General features: G+C 65.0%; 28 protein-coding genes. 12 read left to right on the top strand and 16 right to left on the bottom strand.

Annotated elements, in window-relative coordinates:
• Positions 1 to 33: 33 nt before the first annotated feature.
• Complete coding sequence (locus tag F6X38_RS16685; RefSeq protein ID WP_150971581.1) at positions 34 to 1,056, bottom strand: AraC family transcriptional regulator; 1,023 nt, start codon at positions 1,054 to 1,056, stop codon at positions 34 to 36.
• On the opposite strand from F6X38_RS16685, the gene F6X38_RS16690 reads away from it, so the two are divergent.
• The 3 genes from F6X38_RS16690 to ligD all read left to right on the top strand — a co-directional run bounded on the left by F6X38_RS16690 (position 998) and on the right by ligD (position 6,220).
• Complete coding sequence (locus F6X38_RS16690) at positions 998 to 2,350, top strand: MFS transporter (RefSeq protein ID WP_150971583.1); 1,353 nt, start codon at positions 998 to 1,000, stop codon at positions 2,348 to 2,350. The genes F6X38_RS16685 and F6X38_RS16690 overlap by 59 nt on opposite strands.
• 385 nt (positions 2,351 to 2,735) lie before the next feature.
• Positions 2,736 to 3,659 carry a non-homologous end joining protein Ku gene (ku, locus tag F6X38_RS16695; protein ID WP_150971585.1) on the top strand — a complete coding sequence of 308 codons (924 nt, stop codon included), beginning with the start codon at positions 2,736 to 2,738 and terminating at the stop codon, positions 3,657 to 3,659.
• A gap of 5 nt (positions 3,660 to 3,664) precedes the next feature.
• Positions 3,665 to 6,220: a DNA ligase D gene (gene ligD / locus F6X38_RS16700; protein WP_150971587.1), complete on the top strand. Its 2,556-nt coding sequence runs from the start codon at positions 3,665 to 3,667 to the stop codon at positions 6,218 to 6,220.
• A 115-nt stretch (positions 6,221 to 6,335) separates the two neighbouring features.
• On the opposite strand, the gene F6X38_RS23445 is transcribed toward ligD, so the two are convergent.
• The 4 genes from F6X38_RS23445 to F6X38_RS16710 form a co-directional block, all read right to left on the bottom strand.
• Positions 6,336 to 6,506 carry a hypothetical protein gene (locus tag F6X38_RS23445; RefSeq protein WP_161992792.1) on the bottom strand — a complete coding sequence of 57 codons (171 nt, stop codon included), beginning with the start codon at positions 6,504 to 6,506 and terminating at the stop codon, positions 6,336 to 6,338.
• A 251-nt stretch (positions 6,507 to 6,757) separates the two neighbouring features.
• Complete coding sequence (locus F6X38_RS16705; protein WP_150971589.1) at positions 6,758 to 7,006, bottom strand: hypothetical protein; 249 nt, start codon at positions 7,004 to 7,006, stop codon at positions 6,758 to 6,760.
• Positions 7,007 to 7,019: 13 nt separating this feature from the next.
• The gene (locus tag F6X38_RS23715) at positions 7,020 to 7,190 is read right to left on the bottom strand and encodes a hypothetical protein (RefSeq protein ID WP_202618002.1); all 171 of its coding nucleotides are present in this window, start codon (positions 7,188 to 7,190) and stop codon (positions 7,020 to 7,022) included.
• Positions 7,191 to 7,266: 76 nt separating this feature from the next.
• Entirely contained in the window at positions 7,267 to 7,608 is a 342-nt protein-coding gene (locus F6X38_RS16710) for a hypothetical protein (protein ID WP_210248894.1), read from the bottom strand.
• A 100-nt stretch (positions 7,609 to 7,708) separates the two neighbouring features.
• Between F6X38_RS16710 and F6X38_RS16715 the strand changes: the two genes are divergently transcribed.
• Positions 7,709 to 7,975 (top strand): hypothetical protein, encoded by a 267-nt coding sequence (locus tag F6X38_RS16715; protein WP_150971593.1) that lies wholly within the window; start codon positions 7,709 to 7,711, stop codon positions 7,973 to 7,975.
• A 264-nt stretch (positions 7,976 to 8,239) separates the two neighbouring features.
• On the opposite strand, the gene F6X38_RS16720 is transcribed toward F6X38_RS16715, so the two are convergent.
• Entirely contained in the window at positions 8,240 to 8,593 is a 354-nt protein-coding gene (locus F6X38_RS16720) for a thiol-disulfide oxidoreductase DCC family protein (protein WP_150971706.1), read from the bottom strand.
• Between the two features lie 527 nt (positions 8,594 to 9,120).
• Between F6X38_RS16720 and F6X38_RS16725 the strand changes: the two genes are divergently transcribed.
• Together F6X38_RS16725 and F6X38_RS16730 are read left to right on the top strand one after the other, a co-directional pair.
• A complete protein-coding gene (locus tag F6X38_RS16725) occupies positions 9,121 to 9,924 on the top strand; it encodes a MipA/OmpV family protein (protein WP_150971595.1) in 804 nt (267 codons plus the stop codon).
• A 46-nt stretch (positions 9,925 to 9,970) separates the two neighbouring features.
• Positions 9,971 to 10,696, top strand: a complete 726-nt coding sequence (locus tag F6X38_RS16730) for a polyamine aminopropyltransferase (protein ID WP_150971596.1) — start codon at positions 9,971 to 9,973, stop codon at positions 10,694 to 10,696.
• A gap of 218 nt (positions 10,697 to 10,914) precedes the next feature.
• Here F6X38_RS16730 and F6X38_RS16735 read toward each other — a convergent pair whose 3' ends face one another.
• Both F6X38_RS16735 and F6X38_RS23450 read right to left on the bottom strand, forming a co-directional pair.
• Entirely contained in the window at positions 10,915 to 11,136 is a 222-nt protein-coding gene (locus F6X38_RS16735; protein WP_150971598.1) for a hypothetical protein, read from the bottom strand.
• Positions 11,133 to 11,291: a hypothetical protein gene (locus tag F6X38_RS23450; RefSeq protein WP_161992794.1), complete on the bottom strand. Its 159-nt coding sequence runs from the start codon at positions 11,289 to 11,291 to the stop codon at positions 11,133 to 11,135. Before F6X38_RS23450 ends, F6X38_RS16735 begins: the two co-directional genes overlap by 4 nt.
• A gap of 152 nt (positions 11,292 to 11,443) precedes the next feature.
• Between F6X38_RS23450 and F6X38_RS16740 the strand changes: the two genes are divergently transcribed.
• The 3 genes from F6X38_RS16740 to F6X38_RS16745 are packed head-to-tail and all read left to right on the top strand — an operon-like array spanning position 11,444 to position 12,336.
• Complete coding sequence (locus F6X38_RS16740) at positions 11,444 to 11,659, top strand: hypothetical protein (RefSeq protein ID WP_150971600.1); 216 nt, start codon at positions 11,444 to 11,446, stop codon at positions 11,657 to 11,659.
• A gap of 11 nt (positions 11,660 to 11,670) precedes the next feature.
• Positions 11,671 to 11,943 carry a hypothetical protein gene (locus tag F6X38_RS23455; protein ID WP_161992795.1) on the top strand — a complete coding sequence of 91 codons (273 nt, stop codon included), beginning with the start codon at positions 11,671 to 11,673 and terminating at the stop codon, positions 11,941 to 11,943.
• Positions 11,944 to 11,994: 51 nt separating this feature from the next.
• The gene (locus tag F6X38_RS16745) at positions 11,995 to 12,336 is read left to right on the top strand and encodes a CsbD family protein (protein WP_150971602.1); all 342 of its coding nucleotides are present in this window, start codon (positions 11,995 to 11,997) and stop codon (positions 12,334 to 12,336) included.
• Positions 12,337 to 12,400: 64 nt separating this feature from the next.
• Here the strand turns inward: F6X38_RS16745 and F6X38_RS23460 are convergent, their stop codons facing one another.
• Positions 12,401 to 12,574 (bottom strand): hypothetical protein, encoded by a 174-nt coding sequence (locus F6X38_RS23460; protein WP_161992796.1) that lies wholly within the window; start codon positions 12,572 to 12,574, stop codon positions 12,401 to 12,403.
• 203 nt (positions 12,575 to 12,777) lie between these two features.
• Between F6X38_RS23460 and F6X38_RS16750 the strand changes: the two genes are divergently transcribed.
• Together F6X38_RS16750 and F6X38_RS16755 are read left to right on the top strand one after the other, a co-directional pair.
• The gene (locus F6X38_RS16750; RefSeq protein WP_150971604.1) at positions 12,778 to 13,122 is read left to right on the top strand and encodes a hypothetical protein; all 345 of its coding nucleotides are present in this window, start codon (positions 12,778 to 12,780) and stop codon (positions 13,120 to 13,122) included.
• Between the two features lie 12 nt (positions 13,123 to 13,134).
• Positions 13,135 to 13,491 carry a hypothetical protein gene (locus tag F6X38_RS16755; RefSeq protein ID WP_150971605.1) on the top strand — a complete coding sequence of 119 codons (357 nt, stop codon included), beginning with the start codon at positions 13,135 to 13,137 and terminating at the stop codon, positions 13,489 to 13,491.
• Positions 13,492 to 13,610: 119 nt separating this feature from the next.
• Here F6X38_RS16755 and F6X38_RS16760 read toward each other — a convergent pair whose 3' ends face one another.
• The 4 genes from F6X38_RS16760 to F6X38_RS16770 form a co-directional block, all read right to left on the bottom strand.
• On the bottom strand, positions 13,611 to 16,499 hold the full coding sequence (locus F6X38_RS16760; protein ID WP_150971607.1) for a response regulator: 2,889 nt from the start codon (positions 16,497 to 16,499) through the stop codon (positions 13,611 to 13,613).
• A 185-nt stretch (positions 16,500 to 16,684) separates the two neighbouring features.
• Entirely contained in the window at positions 16,685 to 16,825 is a 141-nt protein-coding gene (locus F6X38_RS23785) for a hypothetical protein (protein ID WP_210248895.1), read from the bottom strand.
• Position 16,826: 1 nt separating this feature from the next.
• A complete protein-coding gene (locus F6X38_RS16765; RefSeq protein WP_150971609.1) occupies positions 16,827 to 18,353 on the bottom strand; it encodes a putative bifunctional diguanylate cyclase/phosphodiesterase in 1,527 nt (508 codons plus the stop codon).
• Positions 18,343 to 19,191: a hypothetical protein gene (locus tag F6X38_RS16770; RefSeq protein WP_150971611.1), complete on the bottom strand. Its 849-nt coding sequence runs from the start codon at positions 19,189 to 19,191 to the stop codon at positions 18,343 to 18,345. The genes F6X38_RS16765 and F6X38_RS16770 overlap by 11 nt, the downstream gene beginning before the upstream one ends.
• 278 nt (positions 19,192 to 19,469) lie before the next feature.
• Between F6X38_RS16770 and F6X38_RS16775 the strand changes: the two genes are divergently transcribed.
• Positions 19,470 to 19,958 carry a PAS domain-containing protein gene (locus tag F6X38_RS16775; protein WP_150971613.1) on the top strand — a complete coding sequence of 163 codons (489 nt, stop codon included), beginning with the start codon at positions 19,470 to 19,472 and terminating at the stop codon, positions 19,956 to 19,958.
• Positions 19,959 to 19,971: 13 nt separating this feature from the next.
• Here the strand turns inward: F6X38_RS16775 and F6X38_RS16780 are convergent, their stop codons facing one another.
• The 3 genes from F6X38_RS16780 to F6X38_RS16790 all read right to left on the bottom strand — a co-directional run bounded on the left by F6X38_RS16780 (position 19,972) and on the right by F6X38_RS16790 (position 21,219).
• Positions 19,972 to 20,232, bottom strand: a complete 261-nt coding sequence (locus F6X38_RS16780) for a hypothetical protein (RefSeq protein ID WP_150971615.1) — start codon at positions 20,230 to 20,232, stop codon at positions 19,972 to 19,974.
• 14 nt (positions 20,233 to 20,246) lie between these two features.
• Positions 20,247 to 20,693 carry an L-alanine exporter AlaE gene (gene alaE, locus F6X38_RS16785; protein WP_246191393.1) on the bottom strand — a complete coding sequence of 149 codons (447 nt, stop codon included), beginning with the start codon at positions 20,691 to 20,693 and terminating at the stop codon, positions 20,247 to 20,249.
• Positions 20,694 to 20,775: 82 nt separating this feature from the next.
• Positions 20,776 to 21,219 (bottom strand): YdeI/OmpD-associated family protein, encoded by a 444-nt coding sequence (locus tag F6X38_RS16790; protein WP_246191394.1) that lies wholly within the window; start codon positions 21,217 to 21,219, stop codon positions 20,776 to 20,778.
• Between the last annotated feature and the right edge of the window lie 159 nt (positions 21,220 to 21,378).

A 21,378-nucleotide genomic window follows, 5' to 3' on the forward strand; every position in this document is an offset into this window, starting at 1 on the left:
AGGAAGTCTGCCGGCGGTGGCCACCGCTTCCGTCTACGCAGCCCGGTCGCGGGCAGTCACCCCCGGAGACGTCGTCGTCGGCAACCCGGTCGCCGAGGCCGTCGTTCGCGCCCTGAATTGCACTGGCGGCGCTCCGATGATGCGCTTGAAGGCACGGCTGAACGTCGCCTCGGACTCGAACCCAAGCCGGCGAGCTGCTTCGGACACCCGCACACCATCGCGCGACAGCCATTGCCGAGCCTGATGCATCCGCACCTGCGCGACGTATCGCGCGGGCGACTCGCCGACAACGGCCGCGAACTTGGCCGCAAACCCAGAGCGCGACGCGCCCATCAGCTTCGCCAGTTCCGTAACGGTCCAGTCCCGCTCCGGCGCCGCGTGGACCGCGGCGATGACGCGGCCGAGATCGGGATCGCGCATCGCCGCGATCCAACCCGTCGCGTCGCCGCAGCCATGCTCGATCCAGGCCCGGATGATCTTCGCGGCGAGGACGTCGGCGAGCCTTGCGAGGATGCCGCCGGCCCCGATGCGGCTGAGGCACATCTCCGCGTTCATCGCCTCCAGGAGATGCGGGATGGCCGGTTCCTTCAGCAGCATCTCGTCCGCCCGCATGATCTCCGGCATCATGCGGAGCAGCGGATGCAGCGGATCCAGGCTGACCCGCATCGAGCCGCAGAACAGGACCGTGGCGTCGCTGTCGCTCCCGGACTGGAAGTCGAACACGTCGTCGCAGATGCGGTGGCACTCCCAACGCGGAAACAGCTGCAGCGGCACGTCGGGAGCGCTGGCGAGGGCATGCTCGGCACCTCGCGGAACTAACATCGCGTCGCCTTGCCTCAATTGGATCCACGCTCCGTCGGAAGCGCGCAGCCAACATCCTGCCTGCGCGACGAAATGAAAGCGCGTCTCTGCCTCCTGGGCGGCGAAGAGGTAGCCCCAGTCGCCGGCCATCCGGCAGCGGCCGTATTCGACGCCCTCGAAACGAAGGCCGCGAAGGATGGCGGTCAGCGGATCGGCGGGCGAGAGCTCTGGGAAGTCGGAGGAAACGTCAAGCATTTCGGCTTTTACAGCATGGATACTCCAAGCCGACAAGGCCATCTTCGCGCTCCCTACGACCGGAGTTGCGAACGTGACGGATTGTGCCTGCTCTTCCGAGGGCGCTTCATACGCCTCGATTGAAGGTTCGGAGGCCGGCCGCGCCAACTGGCCGGCGGTCGCCTCGCTGTCTTTCGGCGTGTTCGGTCTCGTGACGGCCGAGTTCCTGCCGGCCAGCCTCTTGACGCCCATGGCGCTCGACCTTGGCGTCAGCGACGGCGCAGCGGGCCAAGCGGTTACGGCAACCGCGGTGGTAGCGGCGATCGCCGGGCCGGCGGTTGTCATTGGCACCGGGCGCATAGATCGCCGGTTCGTGGTCTGGGCGCTGAGCGCGTTGCTCGTCGCGTCGAACCTTGTCGCGGCGCTGTCGACCAACGTCGCCATGCTGCTCGTCGCCCGGATGGGGCTCGGTATCGCGCTCGGCGGCTTCTGGTCGCTGGCGGCGGCGCTGGCGCTGCGGCTGGTGCCGGCACCGCTTCTGCCCCGAGCGATGGCGCTGATCTTTACGGGTGTCTCGATCGCGACCGTCTGCGCCGCGCCGCTCGGCGCCTACCTCAGCAGTCTCTGGGGCTGGCGGCTGACCTTTGCCGCGGCGGCCGGCTGTGGAGTGCTGGCGCTCCTCGCGCAACTTCTCAGCATGCCGAAGCTGCCGCCGGCCGCCGCGCCCGGCCTCGGCAGCTTCGCCGCCGTCCTGAAGCGTCCGACGATACTGCTCGGCCTCGTGACCGTTCTTCTCGTCGTGTCCGCCCATTTCGCCGGCTTCACCTACATGCGGCCGTTCCTCGAGCGGGTGTCGAGGCTGGACGTCGCCGGCCTTTCGCTGGCGCTCCTCGCTTTCGGCGTCGGTGGGTTCTTCGGCAACATCGCGGGCGGCGCGCTGTCGGAGCGCAGCGGTTCGCTGGCGGTGGGTATCGCATCGCTGCTGATCGCGGTCGCGGCCGCCGCCCTTTTCGTCGCCGGCGCGTCGGAAGCGCTGGCCTATGCCGCGACGGCCGCCTGGGGCTTCGCCTTCGGCGCGTTCCCGGTCTCGATTTCGGCCTGGAACACGAAGGCCGCCGCGGATCATGCGGAAAGCGCCGGCGCGCTGCTACTCGTCGCGTTCCAGATCGCGATCGCCGCCGGGGCCGTCATCGGCGGCGTCTTGGTCGACGCCGCCGGACCGAGCACGGTCATCGGCTACGCCGCGATTGCCGCCGCCGCCGGCTCAATGCTGATCCTTGGGCTGGCACCTATCGTGCGGCGCAACCGAGGATAATCCTAAACTCTCCGCTCGCAACTTCTGAGCCGTTCCACTTGGATTGCCGCTACTGCCCGGCCGCTTCGGCCGGCGGCGAGTGCGCTTTCGAGTTCGCTGGCCCGTGTTGCATATGTTCGTTTTGGAATGCATCGGGAATCGGCAGAATTTCTGACGTCCCCAATATCAGCACGAGCAAAAAGAGACGGCTGTTCCCGCGGGGGACTCGGATCCCTTTCAGAGTCAAGTAACCGCTCGTAAGCCATCCACAGGATCGGAGGAATATCCACTTTTTTACTTCCGGAACGACTCGTGAGCGAGTCCATTCGATTCACCGGCGGGCGCGAGCGACTCATCGCCGAGTCCTCGCGTCGCGGTTTGCAAGTATCGTGTACGGGAGTTTCCGATGCCGGCTCGGCCGACCTGGAAGGGTTACTTGAAGCTGTCGCTCGTGTCCTGCGCGGTTGGGCTCTATCCAGCGACGACATCGACCGCCCGCGTCGCCTTCCACACGATCAACAAGGCCACCGGCAACCGGGTGAAGCGGCAGTTCATTGATGCCGAGAGCGGCGAGGTGGTCGACAAGGACGAGCAGGCGAAAGGCTTCGAGGTCGGCAAGGGCTCGTTCGTCGTGGTCGAGGACAAGGAACTCGACGCGATCAAGATCGAGTCGACCCACACGATCTCGATCGAGAGCTTCGTGCCACGCGAGCAGGTGGACGAGCGCTACCTCGACGCGCCGTACTACCTGGCGCCCGAGGACAAGGTCGCGCAGGAAGCCTTCGCGGTGATCCGCAACGCCATGCAGGAGAAGGGCAAGGCCGGCGTCGCCCGGATCGTCCTGTCGAACCGCGAGCGCATGGTGCTGCTCGATCCGCACGGGAAGGGCGTCCTCGCCACCGTCCTGCGCTATCCGTACGAGATCCGCCCCGACGAGGCGTTCTTCGAGAACCTGCCGGACGTCGAGCTGCCGCGGGAGATGCGTGAACTCGCTGTCCACATCATCGACAAGAAGGCCGGCGACTTCGACCCGACCGCGTTCGAGGACCGCTACGAGCAGGCGGTCCTCGATCTCGTCGCCTCGAAGCAGAAAGGCAAGGCGCCGAAGGTCGGCAAGGTCCGCGAGAACTCGTCGAACGTCGTCAGCCTGATGGACGCATTGAAGAAGAGCATCGCCGCGGAAGGCGGCAAGGGGGGCGCGACGAAGACTGGCGGCAAGTCTGCCGCGTCGAAGAAGCAGTCGGCGTCCTCCGCCCCCGCAAAGTCGAAACGCTCGGCGAAGGCATCGACGCCGAAGAAGACCGAGGCGCCGCTGCGTAAGGCGAGCTGATCGCCGTGGCGCCTGCGGCTGTCGCGAGGAAAGAGGGGCCAGCGGCTCGGTCGACCGCCGCCGGGAAGCTCTCAGCCTACAAGGCGAAGCGCGACTTCACGAAGAGCCCGGAACCGGCGGCCAAGCGCAGCCGCGCTGTCGGGCATCGCTTCGCGATCCAGCGGCACGATGCGCGCCGTCTGCACTTCGACCTGCGCCTCGAACTCGGCGGCGTCCTGAAGAGCTGGGCGGTGACGCGAGGCCCGAGCCTCGATCCCGCCGACAAACGCCTGTCGATCCATACCGAAGACCATCCGCTCGAGTACCTCTCCTTCGAGGGCGTCATCCCGGACGGCGAGTACGGCGGCGGCACGATGATCGTCTGGGATCACGGCACTTGGACGCCCGATGGCGACGCCGAGGCGGCGATCGCCAAGGGGCATCTCAGCTTCACGCTTGCAGGCGAGCGGCTGCGCGGCGGCTGGCATCTGATCCGGATGCGGCCGCGGGCGAAGGAGAAGAAGGAGCAGTGGCTGCTGGTCAAAGTCGATGACGAGCACGCTCTCGCAAGCGTCGGCGGCAAGCAGCTGGTCGACGCGGAACTGACGTCGATCCTGACCGGTCGAACCAACGCGGAACTCGCTGCCGGCGGCGCGATCCGGAAGGACCATGCGGCACGCCGGAAGGTGGCCGCGGCGAAGCCGTCATCGCCGCGTGCGAGGGTGCCGAAGGCGAAGAAGGCGCTGCTGCCGGTCTTCCTGGAGCCGAGCCTCGCCACCCTCGTCGAGAAGGCACCAGCGGGTCCCGAATGGCTGCACGAGATCAAGCACGACGGCTACCGGCTGCAGGCGCGGATCGACGGGCATTCGGTGAAGCTCCTGACGCGCAAGGGGCTCGACTGGACAAGCAAGTTCGGCGCCGTCGCGGACGGCTTGAGAGAGCTGAAGCTCGGCTCCGCCTTGATCGACGGCGAGGTCGTGGTGGAAGCCGAGAGCGGCATCTCGTCTTTCTCGTTGCTGCAGGAGGCGATCAGCGCCGGTCGATCCGACCGGATGGTCTTCTACGCGTTCGATCTGCTCTACGTTGACGGCTCGAGCCTCGAGGCGACGCCGCTCGTCGAGCGGAAGACGCAGCTCGCCGCACTGCTGGACGACGTTCCCGCAGGCGGTTCGGTCCGCTTCAGCGAGCACATCGACGACGACGGCGTCGCGATGGCGCGGCACGCGTGCCGGCTCGGTCTTGAGGGTATCGTCTCGAAGCGCAAGGACCAGCCCTACCGGCCAGGACGCGGGACGCACTGGCTGAAGACCAAGTGTATCGAGCGCCAGGAGTTCGTGATCGCCGGCTTCGTTCCCTCGACGACATCGCCCAAGGCGGTCGGCTCGCTGATCCTTGGGGACTACGAGAACGGAAAGCTCGTGTATGTCGGCCGGGCGGGAACCGGGTTCACCGATCGGGTCGCACGCGAGCTCTGGGCAGCCCTCGACCCGATCAAGCGGACAACCGCACCGTTCGCGGCGAAGCCCTCGGTGGATGCGGCCCGCGGCGCGCGCTGGGTCGAGCCGCGGCTCGTCGCGGAGGTGGAGCTGCGCGGCTGGACCGCCGATGGGCTGCTGCGGCATGCAGCATACAAGGGCTTGCGCGAGGACAAGGACGCCGTCGATGTGATCCGTGAATCGCCGAAGGCGAGTGCTAGTGCCGCAGCGAAGGCGCCGTCGCCCATCGCGTCGCATACCTTCGATCTGACGCATCCCGACCGTGTGCTGTGGCCGGACGTCGGGCTGACGAAGCAGGGGCTCGCCGAATACTATGCCGAGGTCGCCGACTGGATCTTGCCGCACGTCGTCGACCGGCCGCTGTCGCTGCTGCGCGGACCGAACGGGATCGGTGGCAAGTGCTTCTTCCAGAAGCACGCTTGGGACGGCATCGGCGAGGCTGTCCAGCGCCAGACGATTGCAGGTGAGGAGATCTTGTCGATCCGCAACCTCGACGGTCTCGTCGCGCTGGTGCAGGCCGGGTCGCTGGAGATCCACCCCTGGGGCTCGAAGCTGAAGGATATCGAGCACCCGGACCGGATCGTCTTCGACCTCGATCCAGATGAGGGCCTGACATGGGACGCCGTCGTGGAAGGCGCGTTGGAGGTGCGGGAACGACTGCGACATCTCAAGCTGGAGAGCTTCGTGAAGACCTCGGGCGGCAAGGGCCTGCACGTCGTCGTGCCCGTTGCGCCGAAGGTCGACTGGGCGACGGCGAAGGCGTTCGCAAAGCACGTCGTCGAGGCGATGGCGAAGGACAGCCCCGACCGCTACACGGCAAACGTCGCGAAGCGAGCGAGGGCGGATCGCATCTTCATCGACTACCTGCGCAACGGTCGCGGCGCGACGGCGGTGGCGCCGTACTCGACCCGTGCCCGCGCCGGGGCGCCCGTGTCGGTGCCGATCGGCTGGGATGAACTCACGGCAGGCATCCGCCCGAACCAGTTCGACGTCCAGACATTGCCAGCGCGCCTGCGTCATGCCGAGCACGATGCCTGGGCCGGGATTGGCAAGCTGCGACAGCGTATCGACCTAATTCGAGGGTAGTCCTACCAACACCCCCACGATCAGCACTTCGACGCGGATGCAGGTGGCGATTGAACTTCAGGCTTCGGCCGGAGGTCGATCCGGTCTTTGCGCTGCTCAGGCGGCGTGTACGTGATCAGCATGGCAGATGGCGGGAATGGATAGCTTGGGCGACCAGATGCGGAGCCAGTTCGAGTACGGCTCGCCGATAGAGATCGTTCAGGTCATCCGCCATCGCCTGCTCAATCGCCTCGTCTTCGGTGATCAGGCTGCGTTCGAACGCGGATATCGTCTCGGCTGCAGTCACGACGGTGTCCTCCCTGGATCGAAGGGCGAATCCGTCAGCCAGCGAAGGGTTCCTAATTTCGACTGAGCGAAAGCGGCGCCGCTGGTCGTGAAACAGCGGCACCGCTCGACGCGGCCTGGCGGTGTTCGGGACGCAGGCCGCGGTGGGGGGATAGCCTACGCCGAAGCTGACGTTGCGCGACGCGACACGATGTCCGGCAATGGAGGCGATGCCGGCAACTCAGATCCTTACCATCCGCAGTGCAAAACTGCTCAGCGCCTCGCCGATAACCGTTCTGCTTCAGCCAACAGATCGTCGGCTTCATGCTGCTGCCGGTCGGCGACCTCTTTCAGCGCCGCGACGAACTCGCCGAGCGAGAAGTCGGGCACGTGCTCACGCAACCGATCCTCCAGATCGCCGGGCTGCTTCAGCATGTCCCGGATGTCCTCGATCGGTATCGCCATCAGGTAGGTGACGATCGCCGCATGTCGCTGTGACCGACTGCCCAGGGCGTCCGTCATCACCCGCGGTCCGTCAGCGCTTCTTCCGCTCCGCTTCGACGCTTGCCGCGCCTTTGGAGAGGATGAGCCAAGCGTTCTCGACCTCGCGCAGGCGTTGGCGGACGGTCGGATCAAGGGTTGTCGCGGCCTCACGCGCGGTATCGGCAGCGCGCTCGCGGTAGAACTGGCTGTTCGGCATGTTCATGGGCGTCCCTTCCCATCAAATGCGTTCAATGGACTATCTACCGGCGGCCGCCAGTTCGCGATGCAAAGGTCAGTGATCAGGCCGCGAACCGGGCGAGCGTCACCTTCCGCGTGCCGTGCTGGTACGGACCGACGTCGAACGCCTCGCCGCTCTCGACCTGATCGGCCATCGTCTGCCCCATCGGACCGCCGACGGCGACGAGGGTCCGCCCCTCGCAGTGCCGGGCGATCTGGAGGCCGAGGCTACGCATGTGGGCGCGAGCGAAGCAGTAGACCGCCAGAGCGGCGCGCTGGCCGCCGGAAAGCTGCCGGACGATCTCCGCGACACGCGCCTCTTCCGAGCGCATCAGCAGCGACAGGACATCGAGCGGGACGGGACTGGTCGGCTCGTTCGGGCGGTAGCGGCTCGTCATCGTCATTCTCGCAGCGGGTCTGCGCTGAGGGTACCGTTGCCGACTGTTCCGATGCTTGAGTGCAGGTTCGGCTCGAAGGGCAAGGCCTAGGCGTCCTGACGATCCCGTGATCCGTCCCGCACACCGCGGCCGCATGCACTGGGAACGAAGGCTTCGCCGTTCGATTGCGTGGGAAGCAACGGAGATAGAAATGGGCGATCCCAAGGATACCACGAAGGTCGTGCCGGGCGCCTTTCACGGCGAAGGCGATGCTGACGCCGGCGTTGTCACCGAAACGGTGGTCGGCAGCGACGAGGCCGAGGACATCGAGGAAAGCGAAGACGCGGACGTGTCACGGATCGAGAAGAACGAAAAGCCCGAACCGGGTCCGTGATAGGCTTGTTGCGGCTCTGCATTCGCAGCGGCAGCAATCCTCAGACAATGGGATCTGAGTGTCGGATGCCGAAGATCCGCACCATCCGGCCGACGCTCCGCACCCTCGACCGCCGCACCGTCCGCCCGGCGCCGAAGCAGGCCGACGCGCACTAACAGTCCGCCGAGCACAAGGCATGGCGCCTCACCGTGATGCGGGCGGCCGGCATATGGGAACGATCGGTTCAGCGGATAGGCGCGTTGCGAACAGCGCTATCTGTTCAAGTTATGGAAAGCGGGCAACAAACTCTTGCAGCCACGGCCGAACCCGCGGGAAGTGAACGTAGCCGCGCTCCAGCAACCGCAGCACCAGTGGATAGCGTGCCGCGAGACCGAGAGGACGCAGCAGCGGGATCGTACGCCACATGGCTGCAAATGCCGCCGCACCTGACAGCATCTGTCCGTTCTCCTCGGCATGGAAGCGGGCGAGCAGCTCGGCGCGGTCCAGCGGGCAGGCTGCGTCGTCGCTGGTGGCGTCGACGAAGCGGATGCGCCTGCGCCAGTCCAGCTTCCGCATCAACGCGATTTCGCGACAGCAGAGCGGGCAGGATCCATCGTGCCAGACGGTGACGGCTTGCATCGGGTGGACGTAGTGCGAGCTTCTTCTCGCGCGACGGTGCCCGATCGTCGCTACTTCTTGGGTTTGGGCGGTGCCGCCGCGGCGCCTTTGAGGCTTGGCTGCGAAGCGTTCGGTTTCGGCGGCTGTGCTTTCTTCGGTTTGCCTTTGCTTTCCTTCATCGGACCCTCCCCAGACGGCGCGTATCGCCACCGCGGCATGATGCCCAGACGCAGGTTGGCTTAGCCAATCACGTTTCGCAAAATCGATGCTGAGGCTCTTTGTTCGTTGCCGCAGATTATCGACTGATCGGCTTCGTCAGCTGCAATTCTTGAAGCGCCTCGCATCCTGCCGCCGTTAGCTGGAACCATCACGGATAGCGCCAGCCCAGCTGTCCAACGGACGTGCAAGTCGTTGAGCAAGCGCGCAAGCCGACAGGCCGCACATTTCGAAATGCCAACGCAACGCTGGCGGTTGGTTGTTGGTAGGAGGTTCCTGCGAGAGTGGCCGTCTGGACGAGTAGCCACAGTCAGCTTCGTCGGAGAGTTCGCATGTCTAGAACGACCTTTGTCCTTTGCACGCTTGCGGTTCTTGGCACCGGTGCCGCGGCTGCGGCTGACCTCGAAGGCAATGCAGCTCCAAAAGCAGGTGACACAGACGTCGTCATCGAGCTCGGCGCCGGCGGCGGTGTCGTGCCGCAGTACGAAGGATCGAAGGACTACCGGTTCAGTCCGTTCCCGATCGTCAACCTCGACTACCTCAGCGTCCCGGGTTTGTTCTCCTTCGGCAGCATAGATCCGCAGCGCGGCGGCTTCTCGATCGGTCCCTCGTTCGGTTATGTCGGCAAGCGCGACTCCGGCGACTACGACGAGCTCGAAGGATTACGGGACGTCGATACGACCTATCAAGCCGGCGTCCGTCTCGGCTACGAATGGAACTACGCAGAGATCTACGGCGCGGCACGCTACGCCTTCGGCGGCGCGGAGGGTATCGTCGGCGACCTCGGCGCCAGCCTCGTGGCCCGCCCGTTGCAGACGCTGCAGGTGAAGGCCGGTCCGGTCGCGACCTTCGCCTCGGGCGAATATATGAACGACTACTTCGGCGTTTCGCCCGCCGAATCGATTGGCTCCGGCGGCCGCTTCGATGACTACGATCCGAAGAGCGGCTTCAAGACCGTCGGCGCCGCGGCGTCGGCTCGCTACGAGTTCCGCCCGGCCTGGTTCGTGAATGCCGACGCGTCCTGGAATCGCTTCGTCGGCGACGCGAAGGACTCGCCGATCGTGAAGGCTGGCGACGAGAACCAGTATACGTTCGGTCTCGGCATCTCGAAACGCTTCCAGCTCGATCTGTTTTGAGCGTTGGTACGCAAAGAAAGTGGCATGCGAAGCGGAACGACCGAACGTGCTTCCCTGGATCTGCCTTGATCGCGCCGCGGTGCCCGGCAGCCGCAACGAACTGCGGTTGATGCAGCGGGGCACCGAGTTCTCGATCATGCTCGGCGCCAACGAGTTGATGAACAGCCGTTTGAGCGGGTCCGAGGAGGCGCTGGCGACGCTGGCCTGCGAGCGTCTCACGCGTCGGCCGCGACCGCATGTGCTGATCGGCGGCCTCGGCATGGGCTTCACGCTGCGTGCCGCGCTCGCCGCCCTCGGCGACGATGCCCGCGTCACCGTCGCCGAACTGGTGCCGGCGGTGATCGGCTGGGCGCGAGGGCCGATGTCGAGCGTGTTCGCGACAAGCCTCGTCGATCCTCGTGTCATCATCCATGATGGTGACGTCGCTGGTCCTATCGCTGCGGAACGCTCGAGCTTCGATGCGATCCTCCTCGACGTCGACAACGGGCCGGACGGTTTGACGAGTTCGGCGAACGACGCGCTCTACGGTTCGTTTGGACTTCAGCAGGCGCGACGGGCGCTGCGTCCCGGCGGCGTCCTGGCCGTATGGTCTGCCGCACCGGACCCGAGTTTCACCGCACGGCTCGAACGGGCCGGGTTCGCCGCCAAGACCGCTCGCGTTTGCGCCAACGGCAAGCGCGGCGGCGCTCGCCACGTCGTCTGGTTGGCGACGGCGACCACTAGCACGCGCGACGGGCAGGGCAGCCGACCCCCTCTCTCCGCGCAGGATTAACTCTCGCTTAACCTTGACCCTCCAGCATCACGGACAGCGAAACGACTGCAACGGAGGTTCCAATGCATTCGCCAAACCGCTCGCCGTCGCTCGGCATCCTCGCCGGGACGATGCTCGGGATGATTGTGATCGCCACGCCTATCGCCGTGGTGATGTTCGGCTGAACGACAGGGCCGCTGGAACGGGTGCCCCACCTTCCAGCGGCCACCTTCGCAGCGCTATCCTCTCGTCGCCTGCAGCGCCTTTCGCACCATCTCGACCTCCGGCGAATGTCCGCCGCGCTCCAGGAACTCATCGACCGGCATGACGCTCTCCTGCCCGCCGGAGGACGCGTTCGGCCGATGCACAACGCTCATCTTGCTGGTTTCAGGGTCAGTGCGGATCAGCCAGTCGTCGCCATTCGGCGAGCGGAAGATCGGGTCGTCCTTAATCGTCGTCATTTCGGCCTCTTCGGTTGCGTTTGCGCCGGGCAATCGGCCGACGCCGCGGCTTCTTCCCAACCCTGGCGCCATTCGAGCCAGCGCTCGGCGCTGCCGGCGTAAGGATTTATTTCCAGCGGCGTACCGTGCCCGAACGCCGCGGCGCCTTCCTGCATTACGTTCCTGCTCAACGGTCAGTTTTCCCCACATTGGCCATCACTGGACGTGCGCCACATCCAGCGAAGTCGAGTGAACACTTCCGGCACAGTTGCGTTGCAGCATCCGGCATCTGGTTCGCTCTCGACCCAGTTCAGCCAACGACATCGCCATGGGACTCGACTACCGCATGCCGCATCGACGCTACCTGATCCGCCGCTTTCACGCCGTTGGAGCCGGCCGCGCCATCGAGGACGTGTCGATCACCGGCCGAGCGGAGGCGATCCATGCCGCCGAGCATCACGCTCAGGATTGTCTGGGCGTTCTGGTTCTTGATACGGACGAGCGTGTCGTGGCGCGGTTCGGCGACGTTCCAGCGTCGTCCTGAGAGTCATAGGGATGGGCGACGCGGGTTTTGCAGCAGCACGACGAGCCGGGCGCTTCGTTGGATCAGCGCTCGACTGCGGCGCCTGGATGTGTCCGATACCACCGGGCCGACACCAGCGCCAACGCGACGCCTGGATGCTCGGCTTCAGCGAGGGGCGGATCGCGCGGCTGCGGCTTAGCAACACCCACTGGCCCGAAATCGAGATCTCGCTCGCGGCATTCAAACGGGCTGTCGAGCAGGTATATGGCAACAACTACTCCGGCGAACCATTCCGTCGGATCTGAATTTTCGTCCTGAGCGTTTGGCGATTTGCCGCCGCGATAGGAGTATCGAGCTTGGACAAGAACCGTCTTGAAGGGGCCGCGAAGGAATTCGGCGGCAAGGTGCAGGGAGCCTACGGCGATGCTGTTGGCTCCGATGAGAATTCCGCCGAGGGCCGCCTTCGGGAAGCGGAAGGCAACGCGCAAAACCTTTACGGCCAGGGCCGCGATGCCGTCCGGCAAGCGGCGAATGAAGCTGGGCGATATGCCTCTGATATCTATGGTAACGCCGGCGCCTATGCTCGCGACGGTGGCGAAGCGGTACGCCGGCAGGTGCACGACAATCCGCTTTCGGCGCTGCTGATTGCGGGCTTCGTTGGCTTCGTTCTCGGCCTGAGCGTCCGTGATCGGCACTGAAGCGCTCTAGATCTCGATCATCAAGTCCTGCGGGCGGCATGCTCGCCCGCAGGGTCGCTTTGCGTCAGACCGGCCTTTCCAAGCCGCCGTCCGGATGGCCGTTGACGATCTCCGGTTCCGGCAGGTCAGCCCCGACTCCACTCTCTTCGTCCGGCACGCCGACGAGATCGTCGTCATATTCCTCCTGCGGAATCGGCTCCGCGACGTCCGCGTCCGGCAGCGTCGGTGTGTTCGACATCGTCGTGTCCTCCGTGATCACCGTGGAAGAAAGCCAATCGTAGTTTTGGCGTTCCCGCGGCATCGTGGTCGACCGGGGACGGCTGCGACCGCAACAGGCGGGTGCAAGCCGTCCGTGGCATGGTTGCGCCACGTTTTCCGCAGGTACCGCTCATGCTACCCGAACGATCGACCAGGGTTCGCCGCCTCCTCACCGTCGCCGGGATGACGTCGCTAGCCCTGGCCCTCGCGTCGCCGGCACGAGCGCAGGAAGGTGCCGACCTCGACCTGAAGCCGACCGACTTCGTGACGGAGGAACCGATCGCGATCCGCGTCGACAACATCCTGCCCGGCAAACAGGGCTCCGACGTTGCTGTGACCGTGCTCAACAGGACGAAGAAGGACGTTATGGCGACGGTCGAGTGCACGCTCGCCGATGCCGATCGTGAGGATCTCGGCGTCGCGACGGGCGAAGCGGTTAGAATTCCTGCGGGCGAGCGCAAGACGACGACTGTCACTGGCGCCGAGGCGGCGAAGTTCGCCGAATGCCGCGTGCGGGACGCGAACTAACGACGGCGGATCTTGGAAGCCTGCATCACAATGGAGATGGATATGCTGCCCGTAAACGATGGCGACCGCTACGAGACCACCAGCTTCCGATCGCTCGGCTGGCTGGGCGCGTTTCTGTTCACGTTTGCCCCGCCGATCTTCTTCTACCAGTACTGGCTGGTGTTCTATACGACGGCTGTCGAAGAGAACCCCAGCATCGGTCCGGTCATGGCGATCAGTTGCGTCGCCATGTTCGCCAGCATCCCGATGATGATCGCAGGCCGCAGCAAGACCGTGTCGGCGACCCGCTCGGTTGAGGCGCTACGCATGCCCTCGATGCGCCGCCGCGATCCCCGGATCGTCATGGAGCCCGGGCAGGCGCCGCAATAAGCTACGGAGTGGGCCGGCATGGTCATGTTCCATGTCCGGCCTGCCATTTCATTGGTTGCGCTCTGGCGAAGCAATGGCCGCCGATCACGAACATCCTGTCGATCGTGACGCAGTTGCCTTCAGGCCGAAACGTGCTGTCTCGACACGATCTCACGTATCCTCGTCGCGAGTTCCCGCATTGATGCCTCGCTCTTGGCCAGGATCTGGTCGGCGGCACCCTCCAGCGTGCTCCGCTCGGCGCGAGTGAGATCCTTCGAGGACAGCACCACCACCGGAATGTCCTGCCACCCCGGTTCGGTACGCAGCTCCTTCAGGAAGTCGAAGCCGTCCATCACCGGCATGTTAAGGTCGAGAAGGATCAGATCGGGCTTTCGTTCACGGACCCGGTCGAGGCCGAGCCGGCCGTTCGTCGCCGAAACGAAGGCGAAGCCCTGCTTCTCGATCATCGTGGCGTATCGCGACAGCGTGTCGACGTCGTCATCGATGGCGAGCACCATGCCGGAGCCGTCGGCACGGAAGCGGTCCATGACCTCCTTCAGCTTGTCCCATTCGACAGGCTTCAGCAGGTAGTCCGAAGCGCCGAGCGCGAAGCCGAGCCGCTGCTCGTCCATGATGGTGATCATCACCACCGGGATCGCGGTCAGCGCCGGATCCTCCTTCAACTCCGCCAGCACCGACCAGCCGTCCTTCTTTGGCATGGTCACGTCGAGCAGGATCACGTCCGGTACCAGCGCCCGCGCCATCTCAAGACCCGCGACGCCGTCAGAGGCGGTGCGGACCGCAAAGCCCTCCTTCGACAGGAAGCGGGTCACCAGTTCGCGGGCGTGCGGATCGTCGTCGATCGCCAACACCGTGCCTGCCGGCCCGCCCGCGAGGGTCCCCGCCGTAGCCGGCAGCGGCTCTTCGACGACTGTCACCTCCGCCGGGATGCGGATCGTGAACGTCGTTCCCTCGCCGAGGACGCTCGTCGCGCCGATGTCGCCGCCGAGTAGGCGACAGAATGCTTGGGTGATCGCGAGGCCGAGCCCCGTTCCCCCGAACTTGCGGGTCGTCGAGGCGTCCGCCTGCCGAAAGCGCTCGAACAGTTGCTCGACCTGTTCCTCCGTCATGCCGATGCCGCTGTCGGTGACGGCCAGTGTGATCCAGTCGCGGTCGCCATCGCTCGTTCGCTCGCCGCGAAGCTTGATCGTGCCGTTCTCGGTGAACTTCGAGGCGTTCGACAGAAGGTTCAGCAGGCACTGGCGCACCTTCACTTGGTCGGTGTGCACCTTTCCGAGCGCCCCGTCGTGCTCGATGCGCAGCGTGTTGTTCTTCTTGGCTACCAGCGAGCCAACGGTCGAGGCGACCTCGTCCATCACCGTCGCGAGGTCGAACGTCTCCGCATAGACGTCCATTCGCTCGGCTTCGATCTTCGATAGGTCGAGGACGTTGTTTATGAGGCTGAGGAGGTGCCGCGCGTTGCCCTCGATCTTCTTCAGATCGGCGAGAAGGTGCGTCTCGCCGAGGTCCTCGACCTCTTCTTCAAGCAGTTCCGCGTAGCCGATGACGGCCGAGAGCGGCGTCCTCAGCTCGTGGCTCATGTTGGCGATGAACTGGCTTTTGGCGCGGTTGGCGTTGTCGGCGTTGTCCTTCGCCGCCAGCAATTCCTCCTCGATCGCCCGCTGCTCGGTGACGTCGGTATTGGTGCCGAACCAGCGCAGGATCGCGCCGTCGGCGTTCCGGATCGGGATGGCGAGGCTGAGGAACCAGCGGTAGGTCCCGTCGACGCCGCGCAGGGGGAACGTGTCCTGCCAAGGCTCGCCGAGGGCAAAAGCACGCTTGTAACCGTCGACGACGCGCTCGACGTGATCGGGGTGATGCAGCTTCTGCCAGCCGAAACCGCGCATCTCTTCGAGCGTCGTGCCGGTGTAGTCGAACCAGCGGCGGTTGTACCAGAAGATCTCGCCGTCCGGCCGAGCCGTCCAGGCGAGCTGCGGAATGTTGTCGGCGATGGCGCTGAGCTGGCCGCTCGCCTCGTCGAGGGCCGCCGTCGCCCGCAACTGCTCGGTCGTCTCGAGCACGAGGAGGCCCATGCCGCCTCGGTTGCCGGACGCCCCTCGCGACGTCGGGAAGGCGGACGCGAAGGCCGTTCTCGCTTCGGCGTTGCCGAACCGATAGTCCGTATCGACGACCGGTCGCTCCGTGCCGCCGACCTTCGCAGTCAGTGCCGAGAACCAGCCACCTTTCGCGTCGGCCGAGGCGATGCGCTCGAACTCCGCGTTCGAACGCATCAGTGCACCGTCTGAACCGTAGAAGGCGATGCCGATCGGCGCGACCGACATCAAGTCGGTCAGAAGTTCGGCGCTTGCCCGGACCTGGCGTTGGCGACGGCGCGCCACGAAGGACAAGGCCAGCGCGGCGATCGCGGCGAAAGCGAACATCGCGGTCTGAGCCAAGGTCAGCAGCCGCTGCGCCTTCGTGTTGCCGATGACGACGCTGCGACCGGCAAGGCGTTCCGCGCGAATGACGGTCCGACGCTGGTCGAGAACCTGCTTGCTGCGGTTCTCAACAGCCGAGGCGGTGGCCGCTTCGTAGCCGCCGTTACGCCGCAAGGCGATAACCTCTTCGTTGAATGCGACTTCGCGCTCGATCGCGCCGGTCACTGCATCGACGCCCGCCGCATCTGCATCGGCTTGTGCAGCCACTTCCTGCAGCGCGCGAACGTTGCCGTCGAGGTCAGCCTTCGCGTCCCGGTAGGGGTCGAGAAGGTTCTCCGACCCGGACAGGACGTAGCCGCGCTGACTGCTTTGCATCGTCGCCATGGTTGCGGCGACATCCTCCAGGGCAGCCAGCAACCGGTTCTGCGCCTCGGTGGAACGCGAATACCCGAAGCTCGACCACAGCGACCACGCGAAGGCCAGGACAGTGAGGGCGAAAAGTATTCCTACAAGCCCGAGGAAGAGGTTCGAGCGTCGACCCGATATGGCATGCCGGCTTCCCGTTCCGCCGAGCGTTGCAGACGTCGTCATTCGGCCCTCGGGCTTTGATGGGGATGCGCTGTCCGCTGCTTATGTAGGCCGATGTCAGCAGGGTTCCCCTGCAGTCGCTTCGTTTGATGGTGGCCTCCGGTTCTTCAGACCATCGAATGGTGTCGCCCGGCGCTCAACGCGGCGTCTCCAGGGCGTGGTCCTTAAAACGGCCGACTTTCCATCAATCACAGCCCTGCACCGATCAATAGCATTGTGCGCCAATCGACTGTCTCTGCCAACGCGAGTACGACCAATACCGCGAGCACGATCAGCATGGCGTACTCGCCTAACTGCGCGAAACGAGCCTTTTGTTGATCGTCTGTCATGTCAGCACGGCACCAGTTCGTCGCGAGCATCCACGGGCGGAGCGTTGTCTACTATCCGCTGGGCTGCCTGATTGGCCGGTACCGGCTTCCCGAACAGGTAGCCTTGACCAAGGGTGCAGCCGGCGTTCCGCAGGAAGTCCGCCTGCTCTGTCGTCTCGATCCCTTCCGCCACGACTTTCATTCCCATCCTGTTGGCAATGCCGATCAGACCCTCGACGATGGCGACGCTGGAGCGATCGGACGGCAGGTCGCGCACGAACGACTTGTCGATCTTGACGATGTCTACCGGGAAACTTTGCAGGTGCTTCAGCGAGGCGTAGCCCGTGCCGAAGTCGTCGAGTGCGACCAGCAGCCCTTGATCGCGCAACTTCCTGATCTCGGCCGCGATACCGACGCTGTTGCCGTCGAGGTAGACGGTTTCGGTCACCTCCAGCACAAGATGGCCGAGCGGCACGCCGTGATCGCCGAACGTCCTCGCCAGCCGCTCCGACAGGTCGGCGTTCGTCAGGTCGGCCAGCGACAGATTGATGCCGACATGCTGGAACGGGCCGCCGCTGTCGAGATGCGCCCGGAAGTCCTCTGCGATCCGACCGAGCATCCGATCCGTGACGCGGACGCTGACCGACGGGTCCTGCAGGGCCGAATGGAACTCCTCCGCGGGAACGACTTGGCCGCCGGCGCCGATCACTCGTGCCAACGCCTCGACGCCGACTGTTTGGCCGGTGCGGATGTTGACGACCGGCTGGTAGTGCGGAACGAGCGAGTCCGACGCCAGGGCGGCCTCGACGAGCCGCAGGCTGCGCATGCGCCGCGCGGTGTCTTTGGACAGCCGTCGCTCGAAGGCGACGTAGCCGCCGCGCATCGTTTCCTTGGCATGGCAGAGCGCAAGGTTGGCGTTGCGGCGAAGCATGCCGGGATCGAGGTAGACGTTGCCGATCAGCGCACCGCCGATCGTCACGCGCGGCAGCACATCCTGGAACCCACCAAGCGGTCTCGCCATCGCGGTCAAAACCTTATTCGCGACGGCGTCGAGATGTTGCTGGTTGCGGCAGTCACGGATGATCACGGCGAACCCGTCGCCGTTCAAGCGGAACGCCGCGGTCCTCGTGCCGATGCCGCGCAGCCGTGAAGCGATTTCCGCGACAACCTTATCGCCGATCGTCCGGCCCTTCGCATCGTTGATCAGCTTCAGGTGCTCGATGTCGATCAGCAGCAGACCGGTCGGCGCCGGGGTAATCTGCAGATGCGAGGCCAGGAGCCGGTCGAAGCAGTGGCGATCCGGCAGGCAGGTGATGAAGTCGAGATGATGGATGCGATGGGACTGCTTGGCGGCGGTATCGAGCACCGCCAGGCGTCGCATGAGCTCGTCCTGCAGACGCTGCAGGATGACCGTGCTGGTATGCATTCGAAGAACTCCGCGGGGATCGCGATGCAACCTGTGCATTCGGAAGGGATGAGAAGCAGCTTGCCATTGCCCGGCCGGATCGTTCGACCGGGCAATGGCGTAAGCGAAGCGGTCAGCGGGCAAGCCGGCAGACTTGGACGAGGCTGTAGTCGTAGGCGTTCGGGTTGCCCATGATGCCGCGACAGGTTCGCCGGACGGCCGCCTGATCGTCCCGGTTCATCTCGCTGAACTGCGTGTAGCCGAAGAAGCTGCGCCTGCCGTTGTTGCCGACGTCGGTCGCGACGACGTTGTTGCCCGGCCGGTTGGCGATCGGCCCGATGCCGAGCGGATCGCTGTTGTTGGCACTGGTCCTGCCGGGGTTGGGAACACCTATGACGGGCCCGCTCGTCCCGGTGCGAGGACCGGTTCGTGTTCCACCGATGCCGATGCCGACACCGGCCCCGAGTCCGCCTGAAGCGAGCCCAACGCCAGCACCCGCTCGGACGCCGCTTCCGCCGCCGATCGAAGCACCGAGCCCGGCGGTCACGCCACGGCTGCCGCCAACGGATGCGCCTGTTCCGGCACGAACGCCGCCGGACCCGCCGACCGATGCACCAACGCCGGCCGACACGCCCTGACTGCCACCAACCGACGCTCCAGCACCCGCGTTGACGCCACGGTTGCCGCCGATCGAAGCACCGCCGCCCGCACTGATGCCGCTACTGCCCCCAAGGCTAGCCCCGACACCGGCGCTGATGCCGCCGCTGCCACCGACATTCGCACCGACGCCGGCGCGGGCACCGCCCGTTGCCGCGCCCACAGCGTTGCCAAGGCCACCGACCGCTCCCCCGACCGCACCGCCAAGTCCGCCGCCGAGACCACCACCGTTGCCATGCCGACTTTCGGCAGCGGCATGGCCGCAAGACAGGCCAGCTGCAACCGACAGTATCAACGCAGACGAAACCAACGTGGAAACACGCATTGCATCACCTCCTCCGTTTTCCCATTTGGGATTGTTTTTACGAAGGAATTACGCGCTCGACGGCCAAAAAGTTCGCTAGCAAATCAACTTGAAGTTGCTGTAGTTAATGCATTCTTACCTGATTGGATGGAGTTGCCCCGGCCGTTGTTTCCGCGGGACACTCGCCACTGCGTCAAATTTTCCGATACGAGTTCGCTGAGCTTTATCCTGCGATAAAGACCGCTCATTGGTTGTGCGGCTACGTTTCTACCTGGAAGGTAGCTGGATCGATATCGTCAGTGCATTTGGCTTTCGAAAGCTGTCCCTCGTCGGGTCTGTATGTCTGGGATGTCGCCGATGATCGCGTTGTCAGTTGCGCGACGACGGCTTCGCTGTTCGGCCTCTGCCCGGATGCGGCAGGCCGAGGGTTGCCGATCGCAACGTTCTTCGACCTCATCCATCCCGACGACCGGATCAGGATGCGGCAAGCGACCCTCGGTGGAAACGAGGGCGTCTATCGTTACCAGTACCGGATCAAGCGAGAAGCGAACGACGAGATTGCGGTCCGCACCGTTGGCTGGCGCTTCGCGGCTGAAGACGGAGCATGCAGCCGGCATGTCGGAACGATCGCCGCTCTCGATGCAGCTCCGATTGGCACGACGATCGACATCGTTGATCACTGTCTGGCGGCTTACCAAAAAGCCCAGACGTCCGACAAACGGTTCGTGCAGTACCTGCTCGGCATGGTGCTGATGGAACTCGGCTACGATATCGCGAAAGGGCGCTGACAGCCGAGGGGCATCAGTGAATGGTGCTGTCCGGCTCGGGAAAGAACTGCATCATGCCTTCAGCTTCGAGCGCGGCTTCGAAAGCTTCGTAGGCGTCCCTATCGGTCGTGAACGCCTCGTTCCATTCCGTCGACATGCCGGTTGGATCAGCCACCTCAAGCGTCCAACCGTCATCGCTGCCGGCGACACGATAGATGTAGACCTGAACGCTGGTGCCATCTCGCGTCACGCGTCCGCCGAGCGGCGAGAACTCCAGTTCGGGCTCGTCGGTCATAACTCCACCTGCCGCTAGTCGATGTTGACGCTCATCGGCCGCGTGCCGCCCGGTGGAAGCCCGAACAGCGCTCGGATCCAGTTCAGGAATGCACCGTAGGGTCGACCGAGCGCCAGCATCATCGAGGTGGCACCGAGTACGCCGCGCACCAGAGCCCATCCGGAGGCGCCGCTGATCGCGATGATCGCCGCGTAGATCGGGACCTGAAAGCTGACCAGGGCGAAGGTGTCCCATAGCAGCTGGGACAGGCGCCCATGTCCGGAGCGCTGCATCAACCAATCCCGCCACATGCCGTACGGACGGCCGACCGGCACCATCAGCGCCGCGCCCAGCAGCCGAGCGTGCAGCACCTGTTCCCATTCCATGCCGGCGATGAAGCGCTCGTTGATGACCCCGGTCGTCGTGAAGAACAGGATCAGGGCCGTCGTGTCAGCGATGAAGGCGCGACGGGTTTCGGTCAATCGGATCTCGCGTCCTTCCGCAACTTGACGACGATCCCGCCACCGATCTCGGAAACGAACTCGACGCCGGCCCTCTCCGAGTTCACTGAAACTTCTTGCACCGCTCGAGCTTCGCGAGGATTTGTTCCATCCGCCTTGCTCGGGTTTCCGGACGCTTGGCTGTCTGAAGGCGATAGTAGATCGGGTAGAGGTTCTTGCGATCGAGCGTCTGGAAGAACGCCCTGGCGACCGGGAGCTTCTCCAGCGCGTCGAGGAAGTCCTGCGGGATCGTCATTGTGGCCGAGCCCGCATATGCGTTCTCCCATCGTCCGTCCGCCTTGGCCGCTTCGACGTGCGCGAGACCAGCAGGCATCATCCGCCCTTCGGCCATCAGCCGCATCGCATATTCGCGGTTCTTGGTCGACCAGTTGGATTTCGGCTTTCTCGGCGTCAGGCGCTGCAGAAAGGACTCGGCGTCGAGTGGCCGCTTCTGGCCGTCGATCCAGCCGAACGCGATCGCTTCGACCACGCAGTCGGACCACGTCACGGACGGCGTTCCCGAGGTTGCCTTATAGATCCTGACCCACAACTCGCCGGCGCTTGTGTGGTGTTCCGCAAGCCAAGCGTTCAACTCGGCCGGCGTGGCGAAAGATCGATGAGCGTCGGGCATCAGCGTCATGCACCGGTTGGAATGAGCGAGTGGGAC

It is taken from the genome of Plantimonas leprariae (genome assembly GCF_008802405.1).
GTDB classification, from domain to species: domain Bacteria; phylum Pseudomonadota; class Alphaproteobacteria; order Rhizobiales; family Rhizobiaceae; genus Plantimonas; species Plantimonas leprariae.

Excerpts from the sequence above, each read along its gene's own strand:
- F6X38_RS16690 (WP_150971583.1), top strand. The coding sequence starts at position 998 with ATGGCGGTCAGCGGATCGGCGGGCGAGAGCTCTGGGAAGTCGGAGGAA.
- F6X38_RS16685 (WP_150971581.1), bottom strand. The coding sequence starts at position 1,056 with ATGCTTGACGTTTCCTCCGACTTCCCAGAGCTCTCGCCCGCCGATCCG.
- ku (WP_150971585.1), top strand. The coding sequence starts at position 2,736 with ATGCCGGCTCGGCCGACCTGGAAGGGTTACTTGAAGCTGTCGCTCGTG.
- F6X38_RS16705 (WP_150971589.1), bottom strand. The coding sequence starts at position 7,006 with ATGACGGACGCCCTGGGCAGTCGGTCACAGCGACATGCGGCGATCGTC.
- F6X38_RS23715 (WP_202618002.1), bottom strand. The coding sequence starts at position 7,190 with ATGAACATGCCGAACAGCCAGTTCTACCGCGAGCGCGCTGCCGATACC.
- F6X38_RS16710 (WP_210248894.1), bottom strand. The coding sequence starts at position 7,608 with ATGACGATGACGAGCCGCTACCGCCCGAACGAGCCGACCAGTCCCGTC.
- F6X38_RS16720 (WP_150971706.1), bottom strand. The coding sequence starts at position 8,593 with ATGCAAGCCGTCACCGTCTGGCACGATGGATCCTGCCCGCTCTGCTGT.
- F6X38_RS16725 (WP_150971595.1), top strand. The coding sequence starts at position 9,121 with ATGTCTAGAACGACCTTTGTCCTTTGCACGCTTGCGGTTCTTGGCACC.
- F6X38_RS16735 (WP_150971598.1), bottom strand. The coding sequence starts at position 11,136 with ATGACGACGATTAAGGACGACCCGATCTTCCGCTCGCCGAATGGCGAC.
- F6X38_RS23450 (WP_161992794.1), bottom strand. The coding sequence starts at position 11,291 with ATGCAGGAAGGCGCCGCGGCGTTCGGGCACGGTACGCCGCTGGAAATA.
- F6X38_RS16740 (WP_150971600.1), top strand. The coding sequence starts at position 11,444 with ATGGGACTCGACTACCGCATGCCGCATCGACGCTACCTGATCCGCCGC.
- F6X38_RS23455 (WP_161992795.1), top strand. The coding sequence starts at position 11,671 with ATGGGCGACGCGGGTTTTGCAGCAGCACGACGAGCCGGGCGCTTCGTT.
- F6X38_RS23460 (WP_161992796.1), bottom strand. The coding sequence starts at position 12,574 with ATGTCGAACACACCGACGCTGCCGGACGCGGACGTCGCGGAGCCGATT.
- F6X38_RS16750 (WP_150971604.1), top strand. The coding sequence starts at position 12,778 with ATGACGTCGCTAGCCCTGGCCCTCGCGTCGCCGGCACGAGCGCAGGAA.
- F6X38_RS16760 (WP_150971607.1), bottom strand. The coding sequence starts at position 16,499 with ATGACGACGTCTGCAACGCTCGGCGGAACGGGAAGCCGGCATGCCATA.
- F6X38_RS23785 (WP_210248895.1), bottom strand. The coding sequence starts at position 16,825 with ATGACAGACGATCAACAAAAGGCTCGTTTCGCGCAGTTAGGCGAGTAC.
- F6X38_RS16770 (WP_150971611.1), bottom strand. The coding sequence starts at position 19,191 with ATGCGTGTTTCCACGTTGGTTTCGTCTGCGTTGATACTGTCGGTTGCA.
- F6X38_RS16780 (WP_150971615.1), bottom strand. The coding sequence starts at position 20,232 with ATGACCGACGAGCCCGAACTGGAGTTCTCGCCGCTCGGCGGACGCGTG.